This window comes from Streptomyces sp. TLI_185 (genome assembly GCF_003814765.1).
Taxonomy (GTDB): Bacteria; Actinomycetota; Actinomycetes; order Streptomycetales; family Streptomycetaceae; genus Streptomyces.
In genome coordinates, this window is the sequence record NZ_RKRB01000002.1 from 1 (window position 1) to 22,123 (window position 22,123).

Sequence of the window (22,123 nt, forward strand, 5' to 3'; positions counted from 1 at the left end):
GCCAGACTGCTCAGGGCGCTGGTGTCTCCGAGGTCGGCAGCCCGCCCGTAGAGATCTTCCGCGCCCTCCCGGTCTCCAGCCTCCGTGCGCCACAGGGCCAGATTGCACAGGGCGCTGGTGTCTCCGAGGTCGGCAGCCCGCCGGTAGAGATCTTCCGCGCCCTCCCGGTCTCGCAGTTCGGCCAGACGGCACAGGGTGTAGGTGCTTCCGAGATCCGCTGCCCTCCGGGCGAGGTCCTCGGCGCCTGCCCGGTCCCCAGCAGACTCCCGCCACAGGGCCAGATGGAGCAGGGCGTAGGTGTCTCCGAGGTCGGCAGCCCGCCGGAAGAAGTCCTCGGCGCTCTCCCGGTTCCCGGCCTCCTCCTGCAGCTCGGCCAGACGGCGCAGGGCCTCGATGTTTCCGAGATCGGCGGCCCGCCGGTACAGGTTTTCTGCACCGTCCCGGTCCCCGTGCCACCTGTGTATCCAGGCCAGCTGTCCCAGGTCGATGGCCCTGTCGTCGCCATGGTCGACGGCCCACCGCATGAGGTCCTCAGCGCTCTCCCGACCCTCCAAGATCGAGAACATCCGACTCATGGCCAGCCTGCGCAGTGCCTTGGTGCTTCCGAGCTCGACGGCCCTCCGGGCAAGATCCTGGGCGCCTGCCCAGTCACCGGCCTCCTCCCTCAGCAGAGCCAGACGGGACAGTGCGGCAGTGCTGCCGTACTGGACGGCGCGGTGTCGCAGGTGATGGCTCCATTGCAGGCGGTGCCTCCTCTCGGCTTGCTCGGCAAGAGCATGGAGGTCGTCGGGGCGAGTGAGGTGAGTGAGGGCTGCGTGCCAGAAGGAAGCGGGAGGGCACAGTGCCATGCAGGCGGTTCGGCCATGTTGCTCCAGGTAATCGGCGAGCCGGAGCATCGGCCCTGAGGCTGACGCGGTCGGGTTGTCGGGCAGTGTGGGCGAACGGTGCTGGAGCCGGGGAGTGGTGCTGCGCAGGGGGGCTTGCTTGCCGTGGACCTCTTTGGCGAGTTCGGCGTATGCCCTTTCGGTCCAGCCTCTGCCCCCGCGCTTGACGCGGGCGAGCTGGTCGTATTCGGAATCCTTGAGGTAGTCGGCGCTAGCGGCGGTGAGAAATGCCTGAGGCAGGTGGAGGCCAACCCCGAGACGACGGGCATCCATGGCCGCCTCCAGCACCGCTCGGGCCGCGGGTGTCGCTTGTTTGTAGCGTTTGAGGAGCTCGGGCGCTCCAGCCAGGTCCTGGGCCACCCGCCCGTCCACGCCGGAGCGAGCAAGGGCATCGGCCAGCAGTTGGTCCCCTCCGTGTGCTTTGGCCGCAGCCATAGCCAGGGCCTGGGCGTCGAAGGTCTCCGGTACGCATACCGTGCGGCCGGCTAAGAGTTCCCGCACCCGGCTGTACCGGTCCTTCTTCCCTGACTTGGGCAGGGCCGTATACCGGTTGGCGTATCCAGGCCAGAGGGTGCCCAGCACCAGTACCGGGCCACGCTCCGAGGTGGTGAGCAGGGCATGGAGTGCGGCGGTGATCCGCTCGCCGACCTTGCGGTCGCCGAAGTAGTGCTGAGCCTCGTTCAGCCAGACCACGGTCTGTGGGGCGACGCGGCGCAGGTCGTCGAGAGCGGCCTCGGCGCGGGTTGGGTCGAACGGGTGCCACAACCGCCAGCCGTCGTCCGCGAGTGCTTGCACCGCCTCCCAGCACGCCCGTGTCTTGCCGGTCGAGGACTCACCGACCAGAACCAGCATCCGGCTCCTGCCAGCCCTGGCGTCCCGGACCGCGTCGCCCAGCATCAGGTCGTGCGCACGCTCCACGTACCCCGGCAGCGCATCCGCCTCCGATGCACGGTGGCCGGGAAGGGTTGCGCCGGGTCCGGCGGGATGGACTTCTAGATCGTGCGGGTCCCACTCCACGATCAAACGGCCCAGCGCCAGCCGCTGTACGCCGTCGGCCGCCTCCCTCCGCAGCGCTAGCAACTCCTCGGCAGGCAGCTTCAAGACGCGGGCCAGCGCAGTCAACGTCCGCTCCGAGGGCAGCGGCCCGTCGGCCTGAAAGGCTTCCGACACCGTCGTGCGCCCCAGGTGCGAGCTGTTGGAGAGGTCCGTCTTGTTCATCCGGTTGCGGGCTAGTGCTTCGCTCAGCCTTGTCCGCAGCTCGGTCAGGGCCGGAGTGTCACTGCCGCTGGTCCACTGGTCCTCCACCTGCCCACCCCCATACAGCAATGTTCGCCGTGTCCATCTTCCTCCGGCGAACCACGGCGAACAGATTCTTAGAGAAGTTCGACCACGACATCTCACCGAGCACCGGGAGCCTGCCGTGACCGTCGCCTTCACCCTCCTCACCAGCACACTCGTGTTGGTCATCGCGCTGCTGGCCGCTGCCGGTGCGGCCAAACTCGCACGCCTGGACGGGGCCACCTACCCCGCGGCCGTGACCCGGGCCGCTACCACCTTCGCCGCCGTCATCACCCTCGCCGCCGTCGTGGCCAACGCCGTCGTAGGTCTGTCCTCCTGAGTGGGCGACACTGGCGGAGGTCCTCAACACCGAAGCCGACGCACTGCCCGAAATGCGAGCGGACGCCCCCGAAAACAGCCCCGCCTAGACCAACCCGCCGGCTTTCAACTGTGAGTACGGGCTCCACACGGCCCGAGGTGTGCGAAGAACCGGGTGGGCGCGCTCACGCCCTGGCCATGATCGTTCTCAGCGCCAACCGCGGTACCGATGTTCCCCACGGCCGCGTACGTCGCCATGGTGGCCCCGGCCGGAGCGGCGTGTGGCGGGATTCGGCCCCAGTCACTCCACGGCCCCGTCCGCGATTCACGGACGGGGCCAGGTTGACCCTGTTGGGGGATCAGACGACGTACCGGTCGATGGGTTCGGCCGCATACGTGCCGTCAGGCAGCTGGACGTTGGTCAGCTCGAACCGTTCCGGTCCTCGCCCTACGTCGCGACGAATGATGGTCCCCGCCCGCCGGGTAGTGAGGTGCACAATCGGGCTCCCGTCTGGGGCTGCACTGTTGAGCAGGGTGTACCGGCGCGGCCGATTCGCCCGCCGGGCAAGTACCCACGTGAGGGCACTGCCCACGATGAGGACGGCCAGGCCGCCCAGGAAGTTGGGCACCGTGGCGGCGAGAATGTTCATGCCGTCCACCGCTCGATCGTGGTGGGGTCCTGGGTCCGCGCCAGTTGACGCCATTTCCGGATCCAGGCTTGCCGGTACTGCGAACCACAAGCGGTCAGGAAGGCATTGAGGATGTCGAACCGCGGGAGCCTGTCATCGTTCAGCATCTTGCTGAACGTGCTTTTGCTGACACGGTGATCGGAGCGTTGCGCCAGGTCACGCATCGACGGCTTGCCCGCCCACACGTGGAGCTCCCGGAGAGCTTCCGTGTAGTCGCGGACAGTCCTGACCTCCACCAGGTCAGGTTCACCGGTCTCCATCCCGAGGGAACGGAAGTTGTTCCGGAGTTCCTTCTCCGGCTCCTTCCTCGCCCGGTCGTGGATCTCTCGCATGAGGTCCCACGAGATGTCGGCGCCGGCGCCCTGCAGTGCGCTCACGAGCGCCTGAAGAGTGGACTCGCTCGGCAGACGCTGCGCGTCCTCGAACCGGCTGATCGACGAAGCGTCGACGCCGGACAGGTCGCCGATCTCGTGCATGGAAAGGCTGACGCTGAGTCGAGCTTCGATCAGCCGACCCGCGAGCCGCACCCGGTCGCTCATGCGGCACCGCCCGAGCATGAGCAGCGCGGGGAGCGCGGCAGAGGGTGCATGTGACGCGTTGACAAAACTTCCTCCAGAGCCAGGAGTTCAGCGGGCGGGGAGGTTGACGGGCCTCCTCGGCAATGTGCCGACACCCAGAGCATGGAGCACCCACGCGCGCAACGGCAAGGGCCTCTCTGCGTACTCGCTCGCGCCGCCGCCTGGGAAGCCCCTGGTGAGGTCGCTTCCCTTTCGAGGTTTCAAGATCAACATAGTCCACGGACGTCCACGAGTGTCCGCAAGTGTCCACAGTGGGGAGCGCAATTGACTCGATCGATCGAGTCAATGAACCGCGCCGACCTGAGCAATTGGGACGCCGCTGTCCTAAGACGTCCGGAGTCGGCCGAAGACGTCCCACAGTCCTGTTGCACCGCTAGCGCCCCTCGCATCGTGGACCGCGAAGCACTCCGGAGCCAGGAGACTTCAAGGCACTCGTGTTTGACGGCGCGTGTGCCAAATTTGGCGTAGCTCGTTTACGCCACGTCGAAGAGCCCGCGCTGGAAGGCGCGGGCTCTTCGACGTGTAGTGGGCCACCTTGTTCAGCGGTCGACGACGTCCCGGTCGAGGTCGCGGTGGACCAGTTCGACGGTCAGACCGCGGCCCGCGTATACCTCGGCAAGGTCGTCGACGAAGTACGCCTCGGCGGTGGCGGTGTCGCCGGACAGGACGGCGGCGAGCGCGGCCGCCGTCGTCGCGGCCCTTTTCCGGACTAAGAAGGCCGGGCCCCCCGCTTGAGCACGACGGGGAGCACCGACGTCAAATGTTCGTGAACAGCGCCGAAACGGTGTTCTCGTGCCTACACCCGTTTCACCCCCGAACCCTGCGGCAGCAAGCCCTCCGCTCTGTCATGGGAAGAACCGATACGGTCCATCTGCCTCCAGGCCGGGAAGATCACCGGGCAGAGCGTGGCGAGCAGATACACACCGCCAACCGCCAGCAGCGAGAAGGGCAGGCCGGCTGAGTCCACGAGGAAGCCCGCGGCCAGTCCTCCCAGCGGAGTGACCAGCTGGACCGAGGCCGTTGTCGCGCTCAGCACGCGGCTGCGCAGGTCCTCCGGCACCGTCTCATACGTCACCGTGGCCATGATGGGGTTGAGTACGCCGAAGGCGAGACCTTCAACTGCCATGATCACGGCCAGCGGGGTGAAGGTGTCGGTGAAGGCGGCCACCACGAAGCGCGGCAGGCCCCCGATGAGAAAGGCGATCGTGAACACGGGCCAGCGCCGAAAGCGGCTGCCCACCGCGCCATAGACCAGCGCCCCCGTGAGAGCGCAGATCCCGAACGCCGCGTTCAGCAGGCCGAGATCGACGGCACCATCAAGCTCTTCACGGGCGTGCACGGGCAGGAGCACGGCGCTCCACCCCTGGTCGAGGCCCCTGGTGACCAGCGTCATCAGGCACAGGCCCAGCAGCAGCGGCGTGGCTGCCACGAAGCGATACCCTTCCCCGAGTTCGCGACGGTAGGCACGCAGCGACGCCGGCTCGGCCCGTTCTTGGGCCTGCGCCTCGGGCAGGCCGCGCACTCCGAACGCGAACAGTGGCGCGGCCACGGCGAAGGTCGCGGCATCCACCAACAGGACGTTCTCGGCTCCGAGTACGGCGATCAGCACGCCTCCGAGACCGGATGCCGTCAGCGCCGCGCAGCGCGCCGCACCGTCGTACAGCCCGGCAGCCCTGGCCAGCGGCATTCCGGCGCGTTCGGCGAGCGTGGGCAGCAGCACGCCGCGAGCGGTTTCACCCGGCGCACGGAACAGCCCGGTCATCGCCATCAGCACGCACAGCATCCAGAACTGCAGGCTGCCGGCGAACTGCAGAAGCGGGATCGCGGCAACGGCGACCCCGCAGGCGAGATCCGAGGCAACACTCACCCGCCGTCGGCCCATCTGGTCGATGACCGGACCGGTGACGAGCGCAGCGAGCACGGCGGGCAGCAGTGTGCAGAACGCGACGATCCCGGCCTTGGCGGCGCTGCCCGTGCTCTGCAGCACGAACCACGGCACGCCCATGTAGGTGAGGCAATTCCCTGCAATCGAAACGAGGTTGGCGGCAAGAACCGTTGCCAGAGGACGGCGATCAACCGTCCCGAAGTCTTCGGACACTACGGTGGTCTCCCATGAGGGGAAGCGCCCACCGTGAATGAAGCAGGTCAGCCGGTGGGCGAAGCGAAGTGGTCAGCGTCTGGCGCGCATGGCGAGGCGCACCGCGGTGCGGTGTTCACAAGCAGCGCCTCCAACACTTCGCCGGGATGACCACCCGGCACCTCCACGCATTGTGACGCCGGGCACCGGGCCTCCGCAACGACGATCCGCCGCAATGGGCGAGATCCATCTGCTGACCATCTGGATCTCGGAGCGAAGTGCTTCAACGCGCTAGGAATAAGAACACCTACTCATCTGGCTGAGGCGGTGGTGCGTCGTCGGTGAAGACGGGCATGCCGAGGTCGACCAGTTCAGGGCGTCCGTCGGTGGGGGTGTTCTTGAGGCTCTTGAGTTTGGCCATCGCGGCGTCGAAGCTGACTTGAAGTCCCTCGACCTCTCCGAGCCAGCCGTTGGCGCGGGCCTCGCGGATGCGTTCACGGAGGTTCTGGATGATCTCGATGAGGCGGGACTTCTGGCGGGGGTCCATCTGGAGGACTGGGCAGCGGATGCAGGCGTGCTCGCGCTTGCAGGGGGTTCCGTAGGGACGCCCGCAGGTGCCGAGCGAGACCTTGCGGAGTTCGAAGTGCTGCTGGAAGTCGCGCCACTCCTGCGGAGTGGGCTCCCGGTACTCCTCCTGGGGACGCGCGGCGCGACGACGGTCGAGGAAGCCGCGGTACGTCCTGATCAGGTCGTCCTGGAAGACCGCGAGATACGCCTGAGTGGTGGTCAGCGTCTTGTGTCCGAGGATGCGTGCGGCGATGTGAACGGGCAGGCCACCGGTGACGGCCTCGGTCGCGAACATCCTGCGGAAGTCGTGGGGCGTGTAGAGCAGTGGCTCGCCTGCCTGGTCCCGCAGGCCGGTGCATTCCAGGGTGCGGTCCAGGAGACGCTTGACGGCGGCTGGCTGTGTGCGTGGGTAGTGACACCGCCTGTCGGTTAGAGATGACACCGCCCGCTCTCATCGGGAAGCGGTATCGATGAGTTTGGACACCACCTGGGTGCTTGCGGTGGGAGCATCAAAGTGCACCGCGTGGTGAGGGGGCACGGATGCCGCCGAAGTCCAAAGTCGATCTGTACGCGGCGATCCGTCGTGATTCCCGGGCCGGGCTGTCGAACCGGGCCCTGCAGAACAAGTACGGGGTGGGCTTCCGCACGGTTCGCAAGGCTCTGACCTCGGTCTGGCCGGAGCCTCGCAAGAAGCCTCCGCCGCGCAGGACACGGCTGGACCCTTACAAAGGGCTGGTCGATGAGATGCTGCGGGCGGATCTCACCGCGCCGCGGAAACAGCAGCACACCGCCAAGCGGATCTTCGACCGGCTGGTTGCCGAACACGACGCTGCCGACATCACCTACGGGATCGTCCGCGCCTATGTTGCGGAACGTCGCGAGGAGATACGGATCGCGGCGGGCCGGGGCATTGCGAAGGCCTTCGTGCCGCAGTCCCACCGGCCGGGAGCCGAAGCGGAGGTCGACTTCGGGGACGTGACGATCCGTCTGGCCGGTGATCAGGTCAAGTGCAGCCTGTTCTCGTTCCGCCTGTCGTACTCCGGCAAGGCGGTGCACCGGGTGTCCGCCTCCGGCGGCCAGGAGGCGTTCTTCGAGGGACACGTCCACGCTCTCAGCGTGCTCGGCGGGGGTGCCGACCGGCAAGGTCCGCTACGACAACCTCAACTCGGCCGTCGCCCAAGTGCTGGGCTTCAACCGGGCCCGAGTGGAGACCGAACGGTGGATCGCGTTCCGCTCGCACTTCGGCATCGAGGTCTTCTACTGCCGTCCCGGCATCGAGGGAGCCCACGAGAAGGGCGGGGTGGAGGGGCAGATCGGCTACTTCCGCCGCAATCACTTCGTCCCCGTTCCCGAGGTCGACTCGCTGGCCGAACTGAACGCGATGGTCGACCGCTGGGACGAGGAGGACGACGCCCGGCGGATCCGCTCCCGACCGCGGACCATCGGCGAGTACTTCGCCGCGGAACAGCCTTTGCTGAAGCCGTTGCCGGCCGAACCGTTCGAGACCGGCCGGCTGTTCGCACTGCGAGTGGACCGCTACGGCCAGATCAGCGTCCGCACGAACCACTACTCGGTGCCGGTGCGGCTGATCGGAAGACGGGTGCGCGTGATGCTGCACGCCTCCGAGCTGGTGGTCTACGACGACGGCGTCGAAGTCGCCCGGCACGAACGGCTGATGACCAAGGCCGGGTCGCGTCTGGTGCTGGACCATTATCTGGAGGCACTGGTCCGCAAACCGGGGGCCCTGCCCGGCTCGACCGCGCTGGAACAGGCCCGCTCGGCGGGGAAGTTCACCCCGGTCCACGACGCCTGGTGGGCAGCGGCCTGCAAGGCCCACGGCGACCGAGACGGAACCCGGGCGCTGATCGAGGTCCTGCTGCTGGGCCGCCACATGCCGCACGAGCACTTGGTCGCCGGACTCGCCGCGGCGCTGCGGGCGGGAGCGATGACCTCGGACGCGGTCGCGCTGGAGGCCCGCAAAGCAGCGGAGGCCGACGACACCACGGCCCCGACCGTGCTGCCGGAAGGGCCGGAGTCCGACCGGTTCGGGCATCCGAAGGTCACCTCGCTGACCGAGCGGAGACTGGCGCACCTGCCGCCGGACACCCGGCCGCTGCCCTCGGTGGCCGTCTACGACCAGTTACTGCGACGACGCCGGCCGGGCGGCCGGCCCAACCCCGAGGGAGAAGAGCCGTGACCGTCAAACGCCACCGCGGGCTGACCGAGCAGGCCGCCGACGCGGCCATCGAAGCATCCTGCAAGGCCCTGCGACTGCCCACGATCCGAGGCCAGTTCGCCGACATCGCCGAGGATGCGGCCAAGGGCCAGATGACCTATCGGGGGTTCCTCGCGGAGCTGCTGCTGGCCGAGTGCGACGACCGGGCCCGCCGACGTTCCGAGCGCCGGATCAAGGCCGCCTCTTTTCCCCGGGAAAAGTCTCTGCGGCAATTCGATTTCGACGCCAACCCGAACATCGACCCGGCCGTGATCCACACCCTCGCATCCTGCGAATGGGTGAAGAAGGGCCTGCCCCTCTGTCTCATAGGAGACTCCGGCACGGGGAAGTCTCACCTGCTGATCGCGCTGGGCACCGAAGCCGCGATGGCTGGCTACCGGGTGAAGTACGTGCTGGCCACCAAGCTGGTCAACGAGCTGGTGGAGGCCGCCGACGAGAAGGTCCTGACGAAGACAATCGCCCGCTACGGACGCGTCGATCTCCTCGCGATCGACGAGCTGGGATACATGGAACTCGACAAACGTGGCGCCGAGTTGCTGTTCCAAGTTCTAACCGAACGGGAGGAAAAGAACAGCGTCGCCATCGCCTCCAACGAAAGTTTTGGAGGGTGGACCAAAACATTTACCGATCCCCGGCTCTGCGCGGCCATCGTCGATCGGCTCACCTTCGGCGGGAACATCATCGAGACCGGCACTGATTCCTTCCGCCTCGCCCAGACCCGAGCCAGGGCCCAACAGACTGCTGACTGACGGCAGCGGGCCTTCTTCGACAGGTGCCGCGGGCCGGCCGATGGCCACCATCACGACACCGGGGAAGCCGCTACTGGGATGGACCGAACACCCTGGACACGCAACGGTCAAGGAGGTTCCCGAAGGCTTGCGGTGAACCCACATCCCGGGCAGGGAGCACACCGGCATCATCGATGCTCGCGATGAAGTCGACGTCGGCCCAGCCACCGCGGAACAGCACCACACAAAGCTCGGCCTCTGCCAGCCCCGTGATACGGACGCCGATTGAATCGGGGTCCTCCACTCGCGAGCGGTCCGTCTCAAGCTGCTGAGGCCAAGAAGCTGCTTCGTCACGCCAACTGACAGGCCCGACAGCCAATCCTGCGGACTCCCACCCACGTCGACGCTCTGCAATTTCGACGACCGCTTGATCAAGATCGATGACTCTCTTCACTGTCCGATCATCGATCACGCAGGCGCTGAGGTCCATCGTTTACGGCTCGACCAGACACCGGACCTCACCCCAGGCCAGGTGGTGTCAGATCTCACCGACATTTCACACAGCCCAAGGCAGCTACTGCTGTCGAAACTCACCGACAAGTGGTGTCCGTTTCCACCTACGAAGCCACCCACTGATCCAGTTCGTAGTGCAGGTAGCGGCGCAGCAGGTTGGTGAACTGCTGAAACTCTTCGTCTGACAGCGGGCCCGTCTGATGCTGTGCAGCGTCCATGCGGCTCAAGGTATCCGGAGGGCAGGAGAACGGTGTTGGGTGAGAGCCCCAGTTTGGAAGATCGCGTACGCGGATCGCTGCTGAGCTGGGAGCCTTTTGACCTGCGGCTAAGTGGAGCTGTTCCTGTGACTCCCCGCTGTTCCACGTTGGTGCTCGCGGATTCGGGCACGTGGGGGACACGCCCATGGTGAGCCGTGTCTGGTGATTGTCATGGTCGTTGGAGCGAGCATGCGAAAGATCATCATGACCGCCACGCTGGCCGTGGCTGCTCTCGCCATGGCAGTTCCTGCTCATGCGGAGAACGAGTCGACCCCCCACTGGACCTTCGCGCCGGGATCCGTCTGTGGGCTGGAAGGGGCAGAGGTGTCGGTGCTGCCGATTCTGACTGACTTCGTCCCCGTCCACTCCAACAACTGCCCGAACGGCGACGTGCTCGGTTACCCGACGATCTAGGTCGAACGATCCCCTCAACCCACCACTCTCCCCCGCTTCCATCCCATCCGCCGTCGACCCACACACCGTGGAGCGGGCGTGGTTCATGGCGTCCAGGTCGTTCGTACAGTGGCGCGCTCCACCTGGACGCCATGGCCGCGTCTGCTCGGCTCTGCCTGGGTCGGTGGTGGACGGGATGGAAGCTCCCCGCGCACGCCACTACGGAAGGCCACGGCCAGAACGATGCCTCCGGCGGGGGATCGGCCGACACCGGGATGGAGGGGGCGCCGTCCCCGACCGCGGGTCCGTAACTCGCTTGCGGCCCAAGGGGCCGGCCCGCGCTTGATGATGTAGAGAAACTTGTAACAGGTGCTGCGTCGCCTGGTCGGTCGAAGATCAGCTGCCTACCGTGGCGTGAGCTTGCGGCCGTCATGGGTCCGGATGTGGGGCGCCTCGTCGCGCAAGGCGTCCGTGACGCGGACCGCGTAGACCTCGCTCATTGCCGCTCCTGCCGTTCCACCGACGCCGGTCCCGTCGAGCGCAACGCCTCCGCGCCGCCCTGCTCCCACACCCGCCGCCAACGCCGCACCGACCGCGCCGTCACTCGGAGATCCCCCACGACGGACTCGGTTTTCGGTGGCCCGCTGCCGCCCGGGGATTGGGGATCGTGCGCCACCGGTGCGGTGTCGGTCCGCGGGCTCAGGCGAGGGCGGCGGCCAGCAGGGCGTAGGCGGCGATGATGACGGCGACGCGGACGTAGTGGAAGCGGTCCCAGCGGTTTATCTGCTGCTTCCAGTCGGCGGGCCGGTTCTCGGGGGTCCACGTCTTGACCCGGTTGTTGATCGGGACGAGCAGCAGGATCGACATGATCACGCTGAGGATCAGCAGCGCGCCGGCGGTGACGACGAGGCTGGTGCCGTGGTGGTGCCATCCGGCGATGGCCCAGACCGCGACGAGGAGGAGCGAGGTGATGTACCAGAACGGCATCACGGCGCCGCCCCTCTGGCCTCCGTGGGCGCGGCCGAGTTGGTTGCTGTCGTCGGGGAGTGCGTTGAGGATCGGGTTGATGAAGAAGGGGACGGCGAACTCGACCCCCACCATCACGCCGACGACCACGGTGGTGACGACCTGGAGTGCGTTGAGCATGATGACCCTTCCTGGGATCTAGTGTTGCTAGCCGATAAGGCAACGCTAGTACTGCTGTCGCTCGATTGTCTAGCGGTGCTAGGATCGAACCATGCCGGTACAGGAACGCAAGCAGCGGGAACGGGCGGAGCGCGAGCGCCTCATCGTGGCGACGGCCCGCGAACTCGCCGAGCAGCAGGGCTGGGACGCGGTCACCACCCGCCGGCTCGCCGAGCGCATCGAATACAGTCAGCCGGTCCTCTACAGCCACTTCCGCGGCAAACGCGAGATCATCGGCGCCGTCGCCCTCCAGGGCGCTTCCGAGATGGCCGTGGCGATCCGGGCCGCGACCGCCGCCGCGGACGGCTCACGCGAGCGGGTCGCCGCCCTGGCCCGTGCCTACCTCGACTTCGCCGCACGTAACCCGGCGGTCTACGACGCCCTGTTCCAGCTCGACGGCGGCCTCGCATACGCCCAGGAGGACACCCCGGCACCTCTCAAGGACGCCTTTGCCGCACTCCTTGAGACCCTCGGCGAGGTCGCCGGGGACGGCGTCGACCCGGGCCTGTTCACCGAGACGTTCTGGGCATCCCTGCACGGTCTCGCGACCTTGACCCGGGAAGGACGACTGCCTCCGGCGTACACCGAGCGCAGGGTGCAGCTGCTGGTGGACCGGCTCGCCATGGCCTGACACACCGGCGGGCACGGCGAGGTCCCCGAGCCCCGCCGCTGCCTGCCTGCGGCATCGCTTCCGGTCGCTCGCGCCCTCGCGGCGCAGCCGCAGATCGCCGGGCCCCGCCGTACCCCCGACGGGGCACCCGCCCCGCAGGCTGCGATGATCATTGATCACGACCCGATACGCGCCCTAGAGCGGCAGCGTGATTCCCAGCTCCCGCATCGCCGAGGACGGCGGCCCGCCCTCCGACCGCTCGGTCTTGCATCCCTTGCTGCCGGGCGCCAGGGTCCGCGGGTCCACCGCCTCGGCGGGCGCCCCGGTCGCGTACAGGCCCTGTGGGTCGGTGTCGCGGTCGTGGGGCAGCAGCCAGAACACCCGGCGGCGGAAGGTGCCCGAGGAGCGGGACGGTTTGGCGCCGGGGCCCAGGAGCGCGTAGCCGACCATGCGTCCGTCGCGGTGGTAGGCGGGCTTGCCGCGGCGCGTGGGCAGCCGGTCCAGGCTCTGGCGTACGTAGTCGAGCGTGCTGATGTCCTCGAGCCAGACGAAGTCGTCCTCATGGGCGAGTTCGTCCTCGGCGATGAGGGCGCTCATTGTGCCTCCTCGTCGGCGACCAGTCCGATGCCCGGGTAGTACTTGCGCTGGTTGGACAGGATCATCTCCTTGGGCGACGCCAGTCCTACCACTTCGCGGACCCGGGCCGCGAAGGCGCGTGACGAGATGGCCGGGGCGCCCTCATTCTGGCACCACGCCTTGTAGGCCGCGTAGAGCTGTGCCTGTTCTGCTCTGAGGTCACCGTCCAGTCGGCAGGACTCGGCGAGGAATCGCCCGGTGTGGTCCTCGGTCTCCGCATACGCCGTCGTGGCGATCCGCACGCGTTCGGGTCCGGTGAGGTCCTTCTCGCCGGTGAGGTAGCGACGCGCGCCCAGGATCAGCCAGTTGAGAATGCCGGGGCCCTCCTCGGTGACAAGGATGTCGGCCAGGTTGTCGATCTTGCGGTCGTCGGGGACGACCCGCTCGAACGGGATCAGCCGCATCCGCCGCCAGAACGCGAAGCCGCCCGTGCCGACTTCGGGACGGTGATTGCCCAGCAGCCAGAGTTTGTGGGTGGGTTGGAAGCTGAAGAAGTCCTGCCGCATGCGGCGCGCCTTGATGCGGTCGCCGCCTGTCAGCAGCTTCACCCGCGCCTCGTCGAAGCGGTCCCCGGGTTTGACCTCGCTGCACACGATGACGCGCCGGCCGTGCAGTTCGGCCAGGTCGGTGGGGTGGCCCTCGTAAGGGCGGGCCATCAGGAAGCCGGGCGGCGCGGCATCGGCGTAGTCCCCCACCAGCTTCATCAGGACGTCCAGCAGTACCGACTTGCCGTTCTTGCCGGAGCCGAACAGGAACGGCATCACCTGGGCGCCGACGTCCCCGGTGATGGAGTAGCCGAGCAGCAGATGCAGGAAGTCGATCATCTCCGCGCCCTCGGGTCCGTCGCCGAAGGTGTCGCTGAGGAAGCGGTCCCAGCGCGGGGTGGGCCTCTGCTCCGGGGCCGCGGTGGTGGAGCGGGAGTGGAAGTCCTTGTTCGGGTCGGGCGTACGGATCAGCCCGGTGCGCAGGTCGACGATGCCGGCGGGCGTGCACAGCGCGTACGGGTCGGCGTCCAGCCGGGCCGCGTTGAGCACCATGCCAGGCGCGGATCTGGCCTGCGTGAGCATCGCGTTCATGCCGCTGGTGCTGAGCGCCCGGCGGCGGTGCTGCTGCAGCGCGGCCGAGGTGAACACGCCGCGCGGGTCGGTGCTCGCCAGGGACTCCGCGAGGTCGCCTGCGGCCCACATCACCGTGTCGTCCTCGTCGACCTGCCAGCGGGTGCTGTCCCAGCGGAACCAGCCGAGGCCGGGCACGTGCCGGTAGTCGTTGGAGTAGAGCTTGACGAACAGTTTGGCGTTGCCGCGGTCGCTGAGGGTGTCGGGCAGCAGTCCGTCGGCCGTGGCCTCTCCCTGCGCGGGGGCGTCCTCGTCGGAGCGGGGGTGCGGCACGGGGCGGGCAAGGATCTGCGCGGCGACGGCCTGGGCGTCGAAGAGGGTGTCGTCCCGGAAGGACGTCATGCGCGGCCTCCCGGGATGAGCGGGCGCGTTCGGCCGGCGCTCAGACCGCTGCGGATGATGGCCTCGCAGCGCCGTTCCTGCCCCGGGCGGGCATGCTCGGCGGCCTCCCGGAGGAGGCGTTCGGCCTCGTCCGCCGCAAGCTGGCCGCCGGCCACGAGCCCGCCGGCGGTGTAGGCGGCACGGTTCAGCTTCTCGGAGAACGCTGCTCCTTCGGCTACGGCGGCACAGGCGGCCACCTCTGCCAGCAGCGCGCCCAGGAGGCGGCCACCGGCTGCGCGGCCGCCGCCCGCGGCGAGGACGGCCTGCCTGGCCCGCGGCGGGACCGGCCTCGGTGCGGGCTCGTGCGCGGGCGGCAGGTGCCCGGTGCGCTCCAGCTCGCGGGCCAGCCAGTCGGGCAGCGGTGCGGGTTCCCGTGCGCTCCCCACCGCCTCGTACACGCCGGCGTCGGTCACGGTGCCGGGGGCGACGATGTACCCGCCGTGCGCCCGTATGTCGACCTGCCAGGCGAGGGCGCGGCCACCTGACCCGGTGGAACACTGCCACCGGTGCCCGGTGTGTGCCCGGTACCAGACGTGCAGACCGCCCGAGGGGGTCCTCACGCGCAGGGTCGTCTCGTCGTCGGCGGGGCTGGGGACGCCGCGCAGGGCGGCCAGCACGGCGATCGTGTGAAAGCCGCTGACCAGCCCGGTCAGGTCGATGCCGTCGGAGATCCCGATGCCCGGTAACAGGCGGTCCCGTCCGGGCAGTTGCCGTTCGTGCGCGTCGATGTCGACGACCAGCAGGCCCGCGGGGCCGCAGGCGACCCCGACACCGAAGCCCGGGTGGGCGCCCCACCACTGCTCGATGCGGGCGAAGTCGAGGGTGGCGGCGTGGAAGCCGTGACACCAGCGACCGGCGGCCGGACAGACGCATCCCCTGTGGTCGTGCCCGGGGCTGCGGCAGTCCTCGCAGTTGCCCGCGGGCGTCTTGCGCCCCGGAGACAGCGGATGAACGGGCCAACCCCGGCCCGCACACCACCGAGCCGTTGCCAACGGGCCCGCGACCGAAGCGGAAAGCGTTGAGTAGCTACGTGAGTTGTGCAGCTCAGAGGCCATGCGCACCCCCCACCAGCGACCGAAGCGACTGAGCAACCGGCACAGCATAGCTAAGCGATGGGGGCCGAGAGGCTCATGGGAAAACAAAGATTCGACCCAGTACGGAAGCCAGCGACCCGAGCCGGTTGAGTAGCTACCGGACCAGCCGAGCAAAAACGCAGGTCACAAGCTTGGAAGCGATCAAACAGCGACTGAAGCGACTCAAACTTCCTATATATGACGCACACACGCACGCACAGGCGCTCGCGCTAATGCCCTCATATACCGGCCCTTCAGTCGCTTCGGTCGCTGCTCAGCCGAATCACCGACTCTGACCTGGGCTTTTTCATCAGCTACTGAAAGCGACCGACAGCGCCTTCGGTAGCTGCTCCTCGGTCGCTGCCCCCGCACAGACCTGATTCGGCCACAGCGACTCAAGCCTGCCCCTCCCCCACCCGGTCCCCAGAGCGACTCAAGCGACTGTGAAGCGAACCTGTAGCGCTCTCCCGGGACTCCCCGCGCTCACGACGCCGCCCGCGCCGGGGCCACCACAGCTGAGTCGCTTCGGTCGCTGTGACGGCGTACTGGCCGCGGAGCCCGCTGCGGTTCTAGAACGACACGTCGAAGTAGTCGATGTCGGTGATGTCGACATCGAGGTTGCCGGCGCGGCGTCCGCCGTCCCGGAAATAGATGTCCCGTAGCCCGTCGGCGACGATTCCACGGAGCTGAGCGTCGCCTGCGCCCTGCTGCTGGGCGTCGAACAGGCGTCGCGCGTACTCGGGAGGCAGATGGACCGTCAGTCGGCGCATGCGCGGGTCGTCGGTCGTGCCGACCGGCGCCGTATAGCCGAACCGGGCCCGGGTCTCGACCGTCAGCCCGGTGCTGGTGGCGGCCTTCTTGCGGGCCTGCTGCCGCACGCGCGGCTGCCACACCTTGGCGACCTCGCGCTCCAGCGCCGCTTTCAGCGCCGGGCGCGGATGCTTGGCCTGCCCCACGAGATAGCGCTCCACCTGCCGCTGCGAGATGCCCAGCCGCTGCGCCACCGCCTTCGTGGCGCCCTTCTCCGCCTTGACCAGCAGCCGCATCTGCGCGGCCGGCGTCTTCGGCGGCGGCTTGGTGACGTGTTCGTAGCCGGCGCGGTCCAGAGCGTCGTCGATGTCCCCCACCGGTCTACTCCCCTTCCTCGATGACGGCGTCGTGGCCGTCGCCCTTGATGTGGCGGGCCGGGTTGAAGCCCTGCTCCATCAGGTCGACCGCCCAGGCCATCTCCTGCACGCCCTCCAGCTTCGCCAGGCCCGGCGTCGCCCCGAGCCGGAAGCTGCCGGGCATCGGCTTGCCGGAGGCGGTGTAGGGCAGGAAGTCCAGCGGCGTGCGCCCCGGGGAGGGATAGACGACGCAGTCCGAGAGCACGGCGAGCGGGTACCGGCCGGTCGCCTCCGCGGTCTTGAGCATCTTGCGGTGCATGTTCACGCGGGCCTTGGCGATGACCGCGGCGCGGATGTCGGGGCGCCAGGTCGGGCGTTCCAGGGCAGGCCACCGCTCCCCGTCGCGGTAGCGGCGTCCCTGCGGCCGCTCCCTGAGTTTGCCCACGCCGCCCTTGACCGTGGCCTTGACGGCGGCCAGGACGGCGGCCAGGGCCGGGTCGGCCTGTTTGTGCTGTTCCATCGCGGCGAGGAAGGCGTGGTCGTCCAGGTCCTTGGTGACGCCCAGGTCGGCCATGGTGTCGACGTAGGCGGTCTTGAGCCGGTCGTGCCACGGGTCGAGGTAGGCGCCGCTCTCCCGCCGCAGGTAGGCCTCGATGGGGGCGACGTTGTGGCCGAGTTCCCGGGCGTAGGCGACGGTGCGGGTCTCGTACCAGGCCGGTTCCGTCGGGCGCTCGCCGGTGGGCGTGAACGGGGAGGGCAGGCGCGGGTCCAGCTCGATGCCGGACAGGTCCACGTACCAGCAGCCGGGGATCTTCGGATCGAACACCGGGTTCACGAAGTGCTCGGGGCCGGACAGCCCCACCACCAGGCGGGCCGCGGCCGCGAGGAAGGCGGTGTTGATGTCCAGGCCGACCGCCCAGCGCACCGAGACCTCCTCACCGGTGAGCAGGTCGGGGTCGCGCACCCACTGGTAGGCCTCCTCATCAAGGAAACCCTTCGTCCAGCCCTGCGCGACCGGGTGCTCCGGTGGAGCCTCCGGCGGTGCGGGATCGACCGGCTCCGTGCCGAGCGAGCCCGGATTGCGGCCGGAGACCCAGCTGCCGGTGGCGGCATCGCGTACGGCGCGGGTGGGCGGGCGCAGCGCGGTCATCAGCTCCAGGCCCGAGACGGCCGTGGATCCGCGTGGGGTGATGACCCGGGTCGCGTACACGCCGAGGGCATGGGCGAGTTCGGCCGGCTCCAGCTCGCCGGCGCCGGGCCAGGCCCGGGAGTCGAGTGCGTCCCAGGGCAGGATCGCCAGCTGCACGCACTGCCGCTCGTTGCCCTTGGCGGGGCGGTAGACGCGCGGCCACGGCCCGAATCCGCGCTGGGTGAGCTGCCACTTCGCCTTGGCGATCTGCTTGAGGACCGGGTGTCCGTCCTCCAGGCGCAGCGTGCGGCGGTCCTCCAACTGCTCCGGCAGACCGAACTTCGCGGCGGCCGCCGCCGTCAGGACGATCAGCGGGTCGCTGTCCTTGCCGTTGCGGTGCAGCCGCGGCGAGCCCAGTCCCGACTCACGCAGCGTCCACTCCACCAGCTCCGGGATGGTGCCGGCCGGGCAGTCCAGGACGATCCCGTCGACGCCGTACGCCTGCCCGTCGCCGTCCAGGACCGCGAGCGGGCCATGCGGAAACCGGGTGTCGACCGGGACCCGCGCGGCCTTGCGGGCCGGGCGGCGCGACGTCGCGCGAGGGACAGCGGGACGGTCAGGGCGTGCGACGGAAGCCGGTGCGGGCGGTGCGGCTGGAGCCTCGGGCGCGGTGGAGGCCGACGCCTGCTCCGCAGGGCCGACGAGCGCCTGTGGGACGGGAGCGGGCTCCGGGGCGAGCGCTGCACTGCCGGGCAGCGGATACTTCGCCGCCCAGCCCTCCATCAGCCGCTGATACGCCGACAGACGCGGCTCCCTGGGCTCCGAGCGCCCGTTCTCCCAGTTCTTGACCGTCTGCAGCGTCGTCTTCAGGGCCTGCGCCAGTCGGGCCTGGGTGATACCGGCGGCCTCACGCAGCCGGGCCCGCTCCGCAGGAGGCGGAAGCTGCGGCTCCTCCTCCAAGAGCGCGTCGACTGCCTCGAACAGCTCTTCCTCGGTTGCCATGCAGTGATCCACCTCCACCTCGGACACTACCAGCCTTCACCTTGGAATTAACCCTTACTTTAGCCTTCTCTTTAACCCTCTCGGGTGACTCACGAGAAGTGGCGGTGAGGCGGCGGCGACATGCCGAATGACCTGTTGTCCTGGCTCTGTGATGTGTAGGCAGTCCCGGTCATCCGTAGGCAAGTTCTGACGAGTTCCGGTCTTGCCTGTTCGCATCCGCCCCTTGGAGACGGTCCATCCTCAGTGACGACCTCCTCGTCGTCCCACAGGCCCCCGCCGAATTCCACCGCCGCTTCCCGATGCAAGCACCCCTGCGAGGCACCAGCCGCACATGGCTCACCACCACCATCGAAGCCACAGCCAGACGTATCGAAGCCATCTTGAACCCTTGATCTTGCTCAGAAGATCGTTCTGTTGGAGGCTGAGGCATGCAGAATCTGCCGACATTCGTTTTTGTTCATGGGGCCTTCGCGAATTCGTTCTCGTTCGCGCCACTGCAGGCCGAGCTCGCCTTACTCGGGCATCGCTCGGCGGCGGTCGACCTTCCCGGGCACGGATTCGAGGCGACCTTCCCCGCGGCCTACCAGGCTCCCCAGATCCTCGACGCCCTCGCCGCAGAACCGGGGAGCATCAAGGGAGTCACGCTCGCCGACAACGCCGCCCGCGTGATCGAAGTCCTCGAACGGGCCAAGCAGAACGGGCCCACCATCCTCGTCGCCCACAGCAGAGGCGGCATCACAGCCACCGCCGTCGCCAACGCCCGGCCCGAGCTGATCGACCGGATCGTTTACGTCTCCGCCTGGTGCCCCGTCGATCTGGACGTGAGCGACTACTACGCCCAGCCGGAGATGGCGGATGTCGACGCGGGAGCCTTCGCTGCCACGCTCGTCGGGAACCCGGCCGAACTCGGTCTGCTCCGCACCAACTTCCGTACCGCCGAGCCAGCGGCGCTCGCCGCGTTCAAGCGAGCGTTCGCCGCCGACCTCACCGATGACGAGTTCCGGACCTTCCTGAACACCTTCCAGCCCGATGAGAACCTCGACGCCGGCACGTCCGCCGACCGGGCACAGGCCATGACCTGGGGCCGGATTCCCAAGACGTATGTGCGCCTGGCCGCCGATGCCAGCGTTCCGCTCGCCGTGCAGGACCGCATGATCCGCGAAGCCGACGCGCTCACACCCGACAACCCCTTCGACGTCCGAACACTCGAGGGGAGCCACCTGCGCTGGCTCGTCCACCCGAAGCCCGCCGCCGAGCTGCTCGCAAACCTCGCGGCGCGCTGACACTCCACCAGGCCCTTGGCAATGCTGCAGTAGGTGCGCAGAGCCGATCTCCCGATGCACACCCCCAGAGGCGGCTGCCTACGGTTGAGCGTCCAGCGGGGTCGCGCGAAGCAGCCGTCCGGTAGTGGCTCACCGTCTTCAGGCAGCCCGGAGTCGGTGAAGCCCCGATACTGCTGGCGGATGCCGAGGATGTCGTGGGCAGCGGCCATCTCCTCGCGGCGGATCCCGGCGAGGTTGGCGCGGACCTCGGGTCGGTCCATCGCGGGGTTGAGGACGGTGCCGCGTTCGCCGCCGGTGCAGGTGACGACGAGGACGTCGGCGCCCTCGGCGGCGTACTTGGCCAGCGTCGCCGCCCCCTTGCTCGACTCGTCGTCGGGGTGGGCGTGCACGCTCATCAGGCGCAGGGATTTCTTCTGGGGTGACGCGCAGGTTCATGCGGTCCTCTCGTGGGTCCACTGCGCCAGGCGGTGCAGGAAGGTGTCGGTGGCGGTGGTCGGGGCGTCGGCCAGCATGGCCAGGTGGAAGACGTGCGGGAGGTCCTCGTACAGGTCGAGGCGCGCGGGGGTCCCGGCCGCGGTCGCGGCGGCGGCCAGCCGGCGGGCGTCGTCGGCCAGCACTTCGGCTCCGCCGGCGATCACCAGCAGGTCGGGCAGGCCCGACAGTTCGCCGTGAAGCGGGGACTGCGGCGCGGCGTCGGGCCGCGCCCCGGCCAGGTACTGGGTGCACACCGTCTCCAGTGCCGCCTTGCTGATGGTGTCGCGGCCCTGATCTACCGTCAGGGAGGGGCTGGAGAGTGTGAGATCGGCGAGCGGGGAGACCACGACCGCGGTGGCCGGCAGCGTGTCCCCGGCCGCCTTGAGTATCAGCAGGGCGGACAGCACCAGGGTGGCACCAGCCGACTCGCCGAAGTGCACGATGCGGCCTGCGGGTACACCCTGCTCGATCAGGCTGCGGTGCACGGCGGCCACATCATGTAGCGCCGCCGGATACGGGTGGGCCGGGGCGAGCCGGTAGTCCACGCCGAAGACCGGGCGGCCCGTTGCCTGCGACAGGCGGTGGGCGAGCGCTCGTTCCGCGCGAGGCTCGGTGCCGGCGAAGCCGCCGCCGTGGACGTAGAGGACGACGCCGGCCTCTGCGGGGGCTTGGCCGGAGGCGTTGGTCCACCGACCGGGCACCCCGCCGGTGGCGGGGAGCGCGGGGGCGAGGTCGGCACCGGCGGGCAGATCCGGGATGCCGTCGGCCAGGCGGGCCAGCCCGTCGCGGACGGCGGCCGACTCGGACGGGGTGATGCGCAGGTTCACTCGGTTCCTTCCCACGTGCCTTTCTAGGGCGAACCTAAAATTAGATGCGACACATCGAAGGGTCAACTACATTTTTAGGTCTGACCTACACTAGGATGGTGCGCATGACCGCTGGACTGCGAGAACTGAAGAGGCAGCAGACCCGCCAGGCCATCTCCGACGCCGCGACACAGCTGTTCCTGGAGCACGGCTTCGAGGCGGTGACCATCGCCCAGATCGCCACCGCCGCACAGGTGGCCAAGATGACCGTCACCAACTACTTCCCGCGCAAGGAAGACCTCGCCCTCGACTTCCACGAGACCTTCCGCGACAGCCTCGCCGCCGCACTCGCCTCCCGCCGCGAGGGCGAGTCCGCGCTGGCCGGCCTGCACCGCGAGTACCTGGCAGCCGTCGCGCGCCATGACGCCCTCGCCGGTTTCTGTGGCTCGGACTTCGCCCGGATGATCACCAGCAGCCCCACCCTCGGCGCCCGCCTACGCGAACTGCACGAACAGCGCGAGGACGCCCTCACTGCGGCGCTGGCCGCCGAGACCGCGGCACCCGCAGGAGCCCTCGCCCTCCGGGCGGCTGCCGCCCTCCTGGCCACGGCACACCGCACCCTTTTCCACCACGCTCTCGACCTCGCCACCGCAGGCCGCACGAACCGACAGATCGCAGCCACCTTGAGCACAGCAACTGACGAGGTCTTCGGCCTGCTTGCGCCCTCCCTCGCCGACTACGCCGTGCGCACTGCCGCGTAGCGCCCAACGGGAAAAGGTCCTGAATCGCAGCCCGGGCACCCTCA

General features: G+C 68.7%; 20 protein-coding genes and 2 pseudogenes. 8 read left to right on the forward strand and 14 right to left on the reverse strand.

What is annotated here, in order from left to right; all coding sequences use genetic code 11:
• On the reverse strand, nucleotides 1–2,189 hold a 2,189-nt coding region (locus tag EDD92_RS48510; RefSeq protein WP_123970895.1), incomplete at its 3' end, for a sel1 repeat family protein.
• A 115-nt stretch (nucleotides 2,190–2,304) separates the two neighbouring features.
• Here EDD92_RS48510 and EDD92_RS48515 point away from each other — a divergent pair.
• Entirely contained in the window at nucleotides 2,305–2,502 is a 198-nt protein-coding gene (locus EDD92_RS48515; protein WP_123970896.1) for a hypothetical protein, read from the forward strand.
• 337 nt (nucleotides 2,503–2,839) lie between these two features.
• Here the strand turns inward: EDD92_RS48515 and EDD92_RS48520 are convergent, their stop codons facing one another.
• Together EDD92_RS48520 and EDD92_RS48525 are read right to left on the reverse strand one after the other, a co-directional pair.
• Nucleotides 2,840–3,130: a hypothetical protein gene (locus tag EDD92_RS48520; protein WP_260327439.1), complete on the reverse strand. Its 291-nt coding sequence runs from the start codon at nucleotides 3,128–3,130 to the stop codon at nucleotides 2,840–2,842.
• Complete coding sequence (locus EDD92_RS48525) at nucleotides 3,127–3,708, reverse strand: helix-turn-helix transcriptional regulator (RefSeq protein ID WP_185124520.1); 582 nt, start codon at nucleotides 3,706–3,708, stop codon at nucleotides 3,127–3,129. Before EDD92_RS48525 ends, EDD92_RS48520 begins: the two co-directional genes overlap by 4 nt.
• 611 nt (nucleotides 3,709–4,319) lie before the next feature.
• On the opposite strand from EDD92_RS48525, the gene EDD92_RS50375 reads away from it, so the two are divergent.
• Nucleotides 4,320–4,460, forward strand: coding sequence for a hypothetical protein (locus EDD92_RS50375; protein ID WP_185124521.1), 141 nt, complete (start codon nucleotides 4,320–4,322; stop codon nucleotides 4,458–4,460).
• A gap of 83 nt (nucleotides 4,461–4,543) precedes the next feature.
• Here EDD92_RS50375 and EDD92_RS48530 read toward each other — a convergent pair whose 3' ends face one another.
• Both EDD92_RS48530 and EDD92_RS48535 read right to left on the reverse strand, forming a co-directional pair.
• Complete coding sequence (locus EDD92_RS48530; protein ID WP_260327402.1) at nucleotides 4,544–5,845, reverse strand: MFS transporter; 1,302 nt, start codon at nucleotides 5,843–5,845, stop codon at nucleotides 4,544–4,546.
• 286 nt (nucleotides 5,846–6,131) lie between these two features.
• The gene (locus tag EDD92_RS48535) at nucleotides 6,132–6,833 is read right to left on the reverse strand and encodes a site-specific integrase (protein ID WP_260327403.1); all 702 of its coding nucleotides are present in this window, start codon (nucleotides 6,831–6,833) and stop codon (nucleotides 6,132–6,134) included.
• Nucleotides 6,834–6,931: 98 nt separating this feature from the next.
• On the opposite strand from EDD92_RS48535, the pseudogene istA reads away from it, so the two are divergent.
• Together istA and istB are read left to right on the forward strand one after the other, a co-directional pair.
• Nucleotides 6,932–8,588, forward strand: a pseudogene (istA, locus tag EDD92_RS48540) (IS21 family transposase).
• Nucleotides 8,585–9,376, forward strand: coding sequence for an IS21-like element helper ATPase IstB (istB, locus tag EDD92_RS48545; RefSeq protein WP_123970900.1), 792 nt, complete (start codon nucleotides 8,585–8,587; stop codon nucleotides 9,374–9,376). The pseudogene istA and the gene istB overlap by 4 nt, the downstream one beginning before the upstream one ends.
• Before the next feature lie 70 nt (nucleotides 9,377–9,446).
• On the opposite strand, the gene EDD92_RS48550 is transcribed toward istB, so the two are convergent.
• Nucleotides 9,447–9,845, reverse strand: a complete 399-nt coding sequence (locus tag EDD92_RS48550; protein ID WP_123970901.1) for a hypothetical protein — start codon at nucleotides 9,843–9,845, stop codon at nucleotides 9,447–9,449.
• A 469-nt stretch (nucleotides 9,846–10,314) separates the two neighbouring features.
• Here EDD92_RS48550 and EDD92_RS48555 point away from each other — a divergent pair, with 469 nt between their 5' ends.
• Nucleotides 10,315–10,539, forward strand: coding sequence for a hypothetical protein (locus tag EDD92_RS48555; RefSeq protein WP_123970902.1), 225 nt, complete (start codon nucleotides 10,315–10,317; stop codon nucleotides 10,537–10,539).
• A gap of 678 nt (nucleotides 10,540–11,217) precedes the next feature.
• Here the strand turns inward: EDD92_RS48555 and EDD92_RS48565 are convergent.
• On the reverse strand, nucleotides 11,218–11,664 hold the full coding sequence (locus EDD92_RS48565) for a DUF1772 domain-containing protein (protein ID WP_123970904.1): 447 nt from the start codon (nucleotides 11,662–11,664) through the stop codon (nucleotides 11,218–11,220).
• Nucleotides 11,665–11,755: 91 nt separating this feature from the next.
• Between EDD92_RS48565 and EDD92_RS48570 the strand changes: the two genes are divergently transcribed.
• Nucleotides 11,756–12,334, forward strand: coding sequence for a TetR/AcrR family transcriptional regulator (locus EDD92_RS48570; RefSeq protein WP_123970905.1), 579 nt, complete (start codon nucleotides 11,756–11,758; stop codon nucleotides 12,332–12,334).
• 174 nt (nucleotides 12,335–12,508) lie between these two features.
• On the opposite strand, the gene EDD92_RS48575 is transcribed toward EDD92_RS48570, so the two are convergent.
• The 5 genes from EDD92_RS48575 to tap form a co-directional block, all read right to left on the reverse strand.
• Entirely contained in the window at nucleotides 12,509–12,910 is a 402-nt protein-coding gene (locus EDD92_RS48575) for a DUF6009 family protein (protein ID WP_123970906.1), read from the reverse strand.
• Nucleotides 12,907–14,406 (reverse strand): phage/plasmid primase, P4 family, encoded by a 1,500-nt coding sequence (locus tag EDD92_RS48580; protein WP_123970907.1) that lies wholly within the window; start codon nucleotides 14,404–14,406, stop codon nucleotides 12,907–12,909. Before EDD92_RS48580 ends, EDD92_RS48575 begins: the two co-directional genes overlap by 4 nt.
• A complete protein-coding gene (locus EDD92_RS48585; protein ID WP_123970908.1) occupies nucleotides 14,403–15,500 on the reverse strand; it encodes a bifunctional DNA primase/polymerase in 1,098 nt (365 codons plus the stop codon). The genes EDD92_RS48580 and EDD92_RS48585 overlap by 4 nt, the downstream gene beginning before the upstream one ends.
• Nucleotides 15,501–16,087: 587 nt before the next feature.
• Nucleotides 16,088–16,645 carry a telomere-protecting terminal protein Tpg gene (gene tpg / locus EDD92_RS48590; RefSeq protein ID WP_123970909.1) on the reverse strand — a complete coding sequence of 186 codons (558 nt, stop codon included), beginning with the start codon at nucleotides 16,643–16,645 and terminating at the stop codon, nucleotides 16,088–16,090.
• A 4-nt stretch (nucleotides 16,646–16,649) separates the two neighbouring features.
• On the reverse strand, nucleotides 16,650–18,755 hold the full coding sequence (tap, locus tag EDD92_RS48595; protein WP_123970910.1) for a telomere-associated protein Tap: 2,106 nt from the start codon (nucleotides 18,753–18,755) through the stop codon (nucleotides 16,650–16,652).
• Between the two features lie 428 nt (nucleotides 18,756–19,183).
• Here tap and EDD92_RS48600 point away from each other — a divergent pair, with 428 nt between their 5' ends.
• The gene (locus EDD92_RS48600) at nucleotides 19,184–20,038 is read left to right on the forward strand and encodes an alpha/beta fold hydrolase (RefSeq protein WP_123970911.1); all 855 of its coding nucleotides are present in this window, start codon (nucleotides 19,184–19,186) and stop codon (nucleotides 20,036–20,038) included.
• Between the two features lie 104 nt (nucleotides 20,039–20,142).
• Here EDD92_RS48600 and EDD92_RS48605 read toward each other — a convergent pair.
• Both EDD92_RS48605 and EDD92_RS48610 read right to left on the reverse strand, forming a co-directional pair.
• A pseudogene (locus EDD92_RS48605) lies at nucleotides 20,143–20,433 on the reverse strand (PIG-L family deacetylase); the annotation flags it as partial.
• A 36-nt stretch (nucleotides 20,434–20,469) separates the two neighbouring features.
• Nucleotides 20,470–21,339 (reverse strand): alpha/beta hydrolase fold domain-containing protein, encoded by an 870-nt coding sequence (locus EDD92_RS48610; protein ID WP_260327404.1) that lies wholly within the window; start codon nucleotides 21,337–21,339, stop codon nucleotides 20,470–20,472.
• A gap of 104 nt (nucleotides 21,340–21,443) precedes the next feature.
• Here EDD92_RS48610 and EDD92_RS48615 point away from each other — a divergent pair, with 104 nt between their 5' ends.
• Complete coding sequence (locus EDD92_RS48615) at nucleotides 21,444–22,079, forward strand: TetR/AcrR family transcriptional regulator (protein ID WP_123970912.1); 636 nt, start codon at nucleotides 21,444–21,446, stop codon at nucleotides 22,077–22,079.
• The last annotated feature ends 44 nt before the right edge of the window (nucleotides 22,080–22,123 follow it).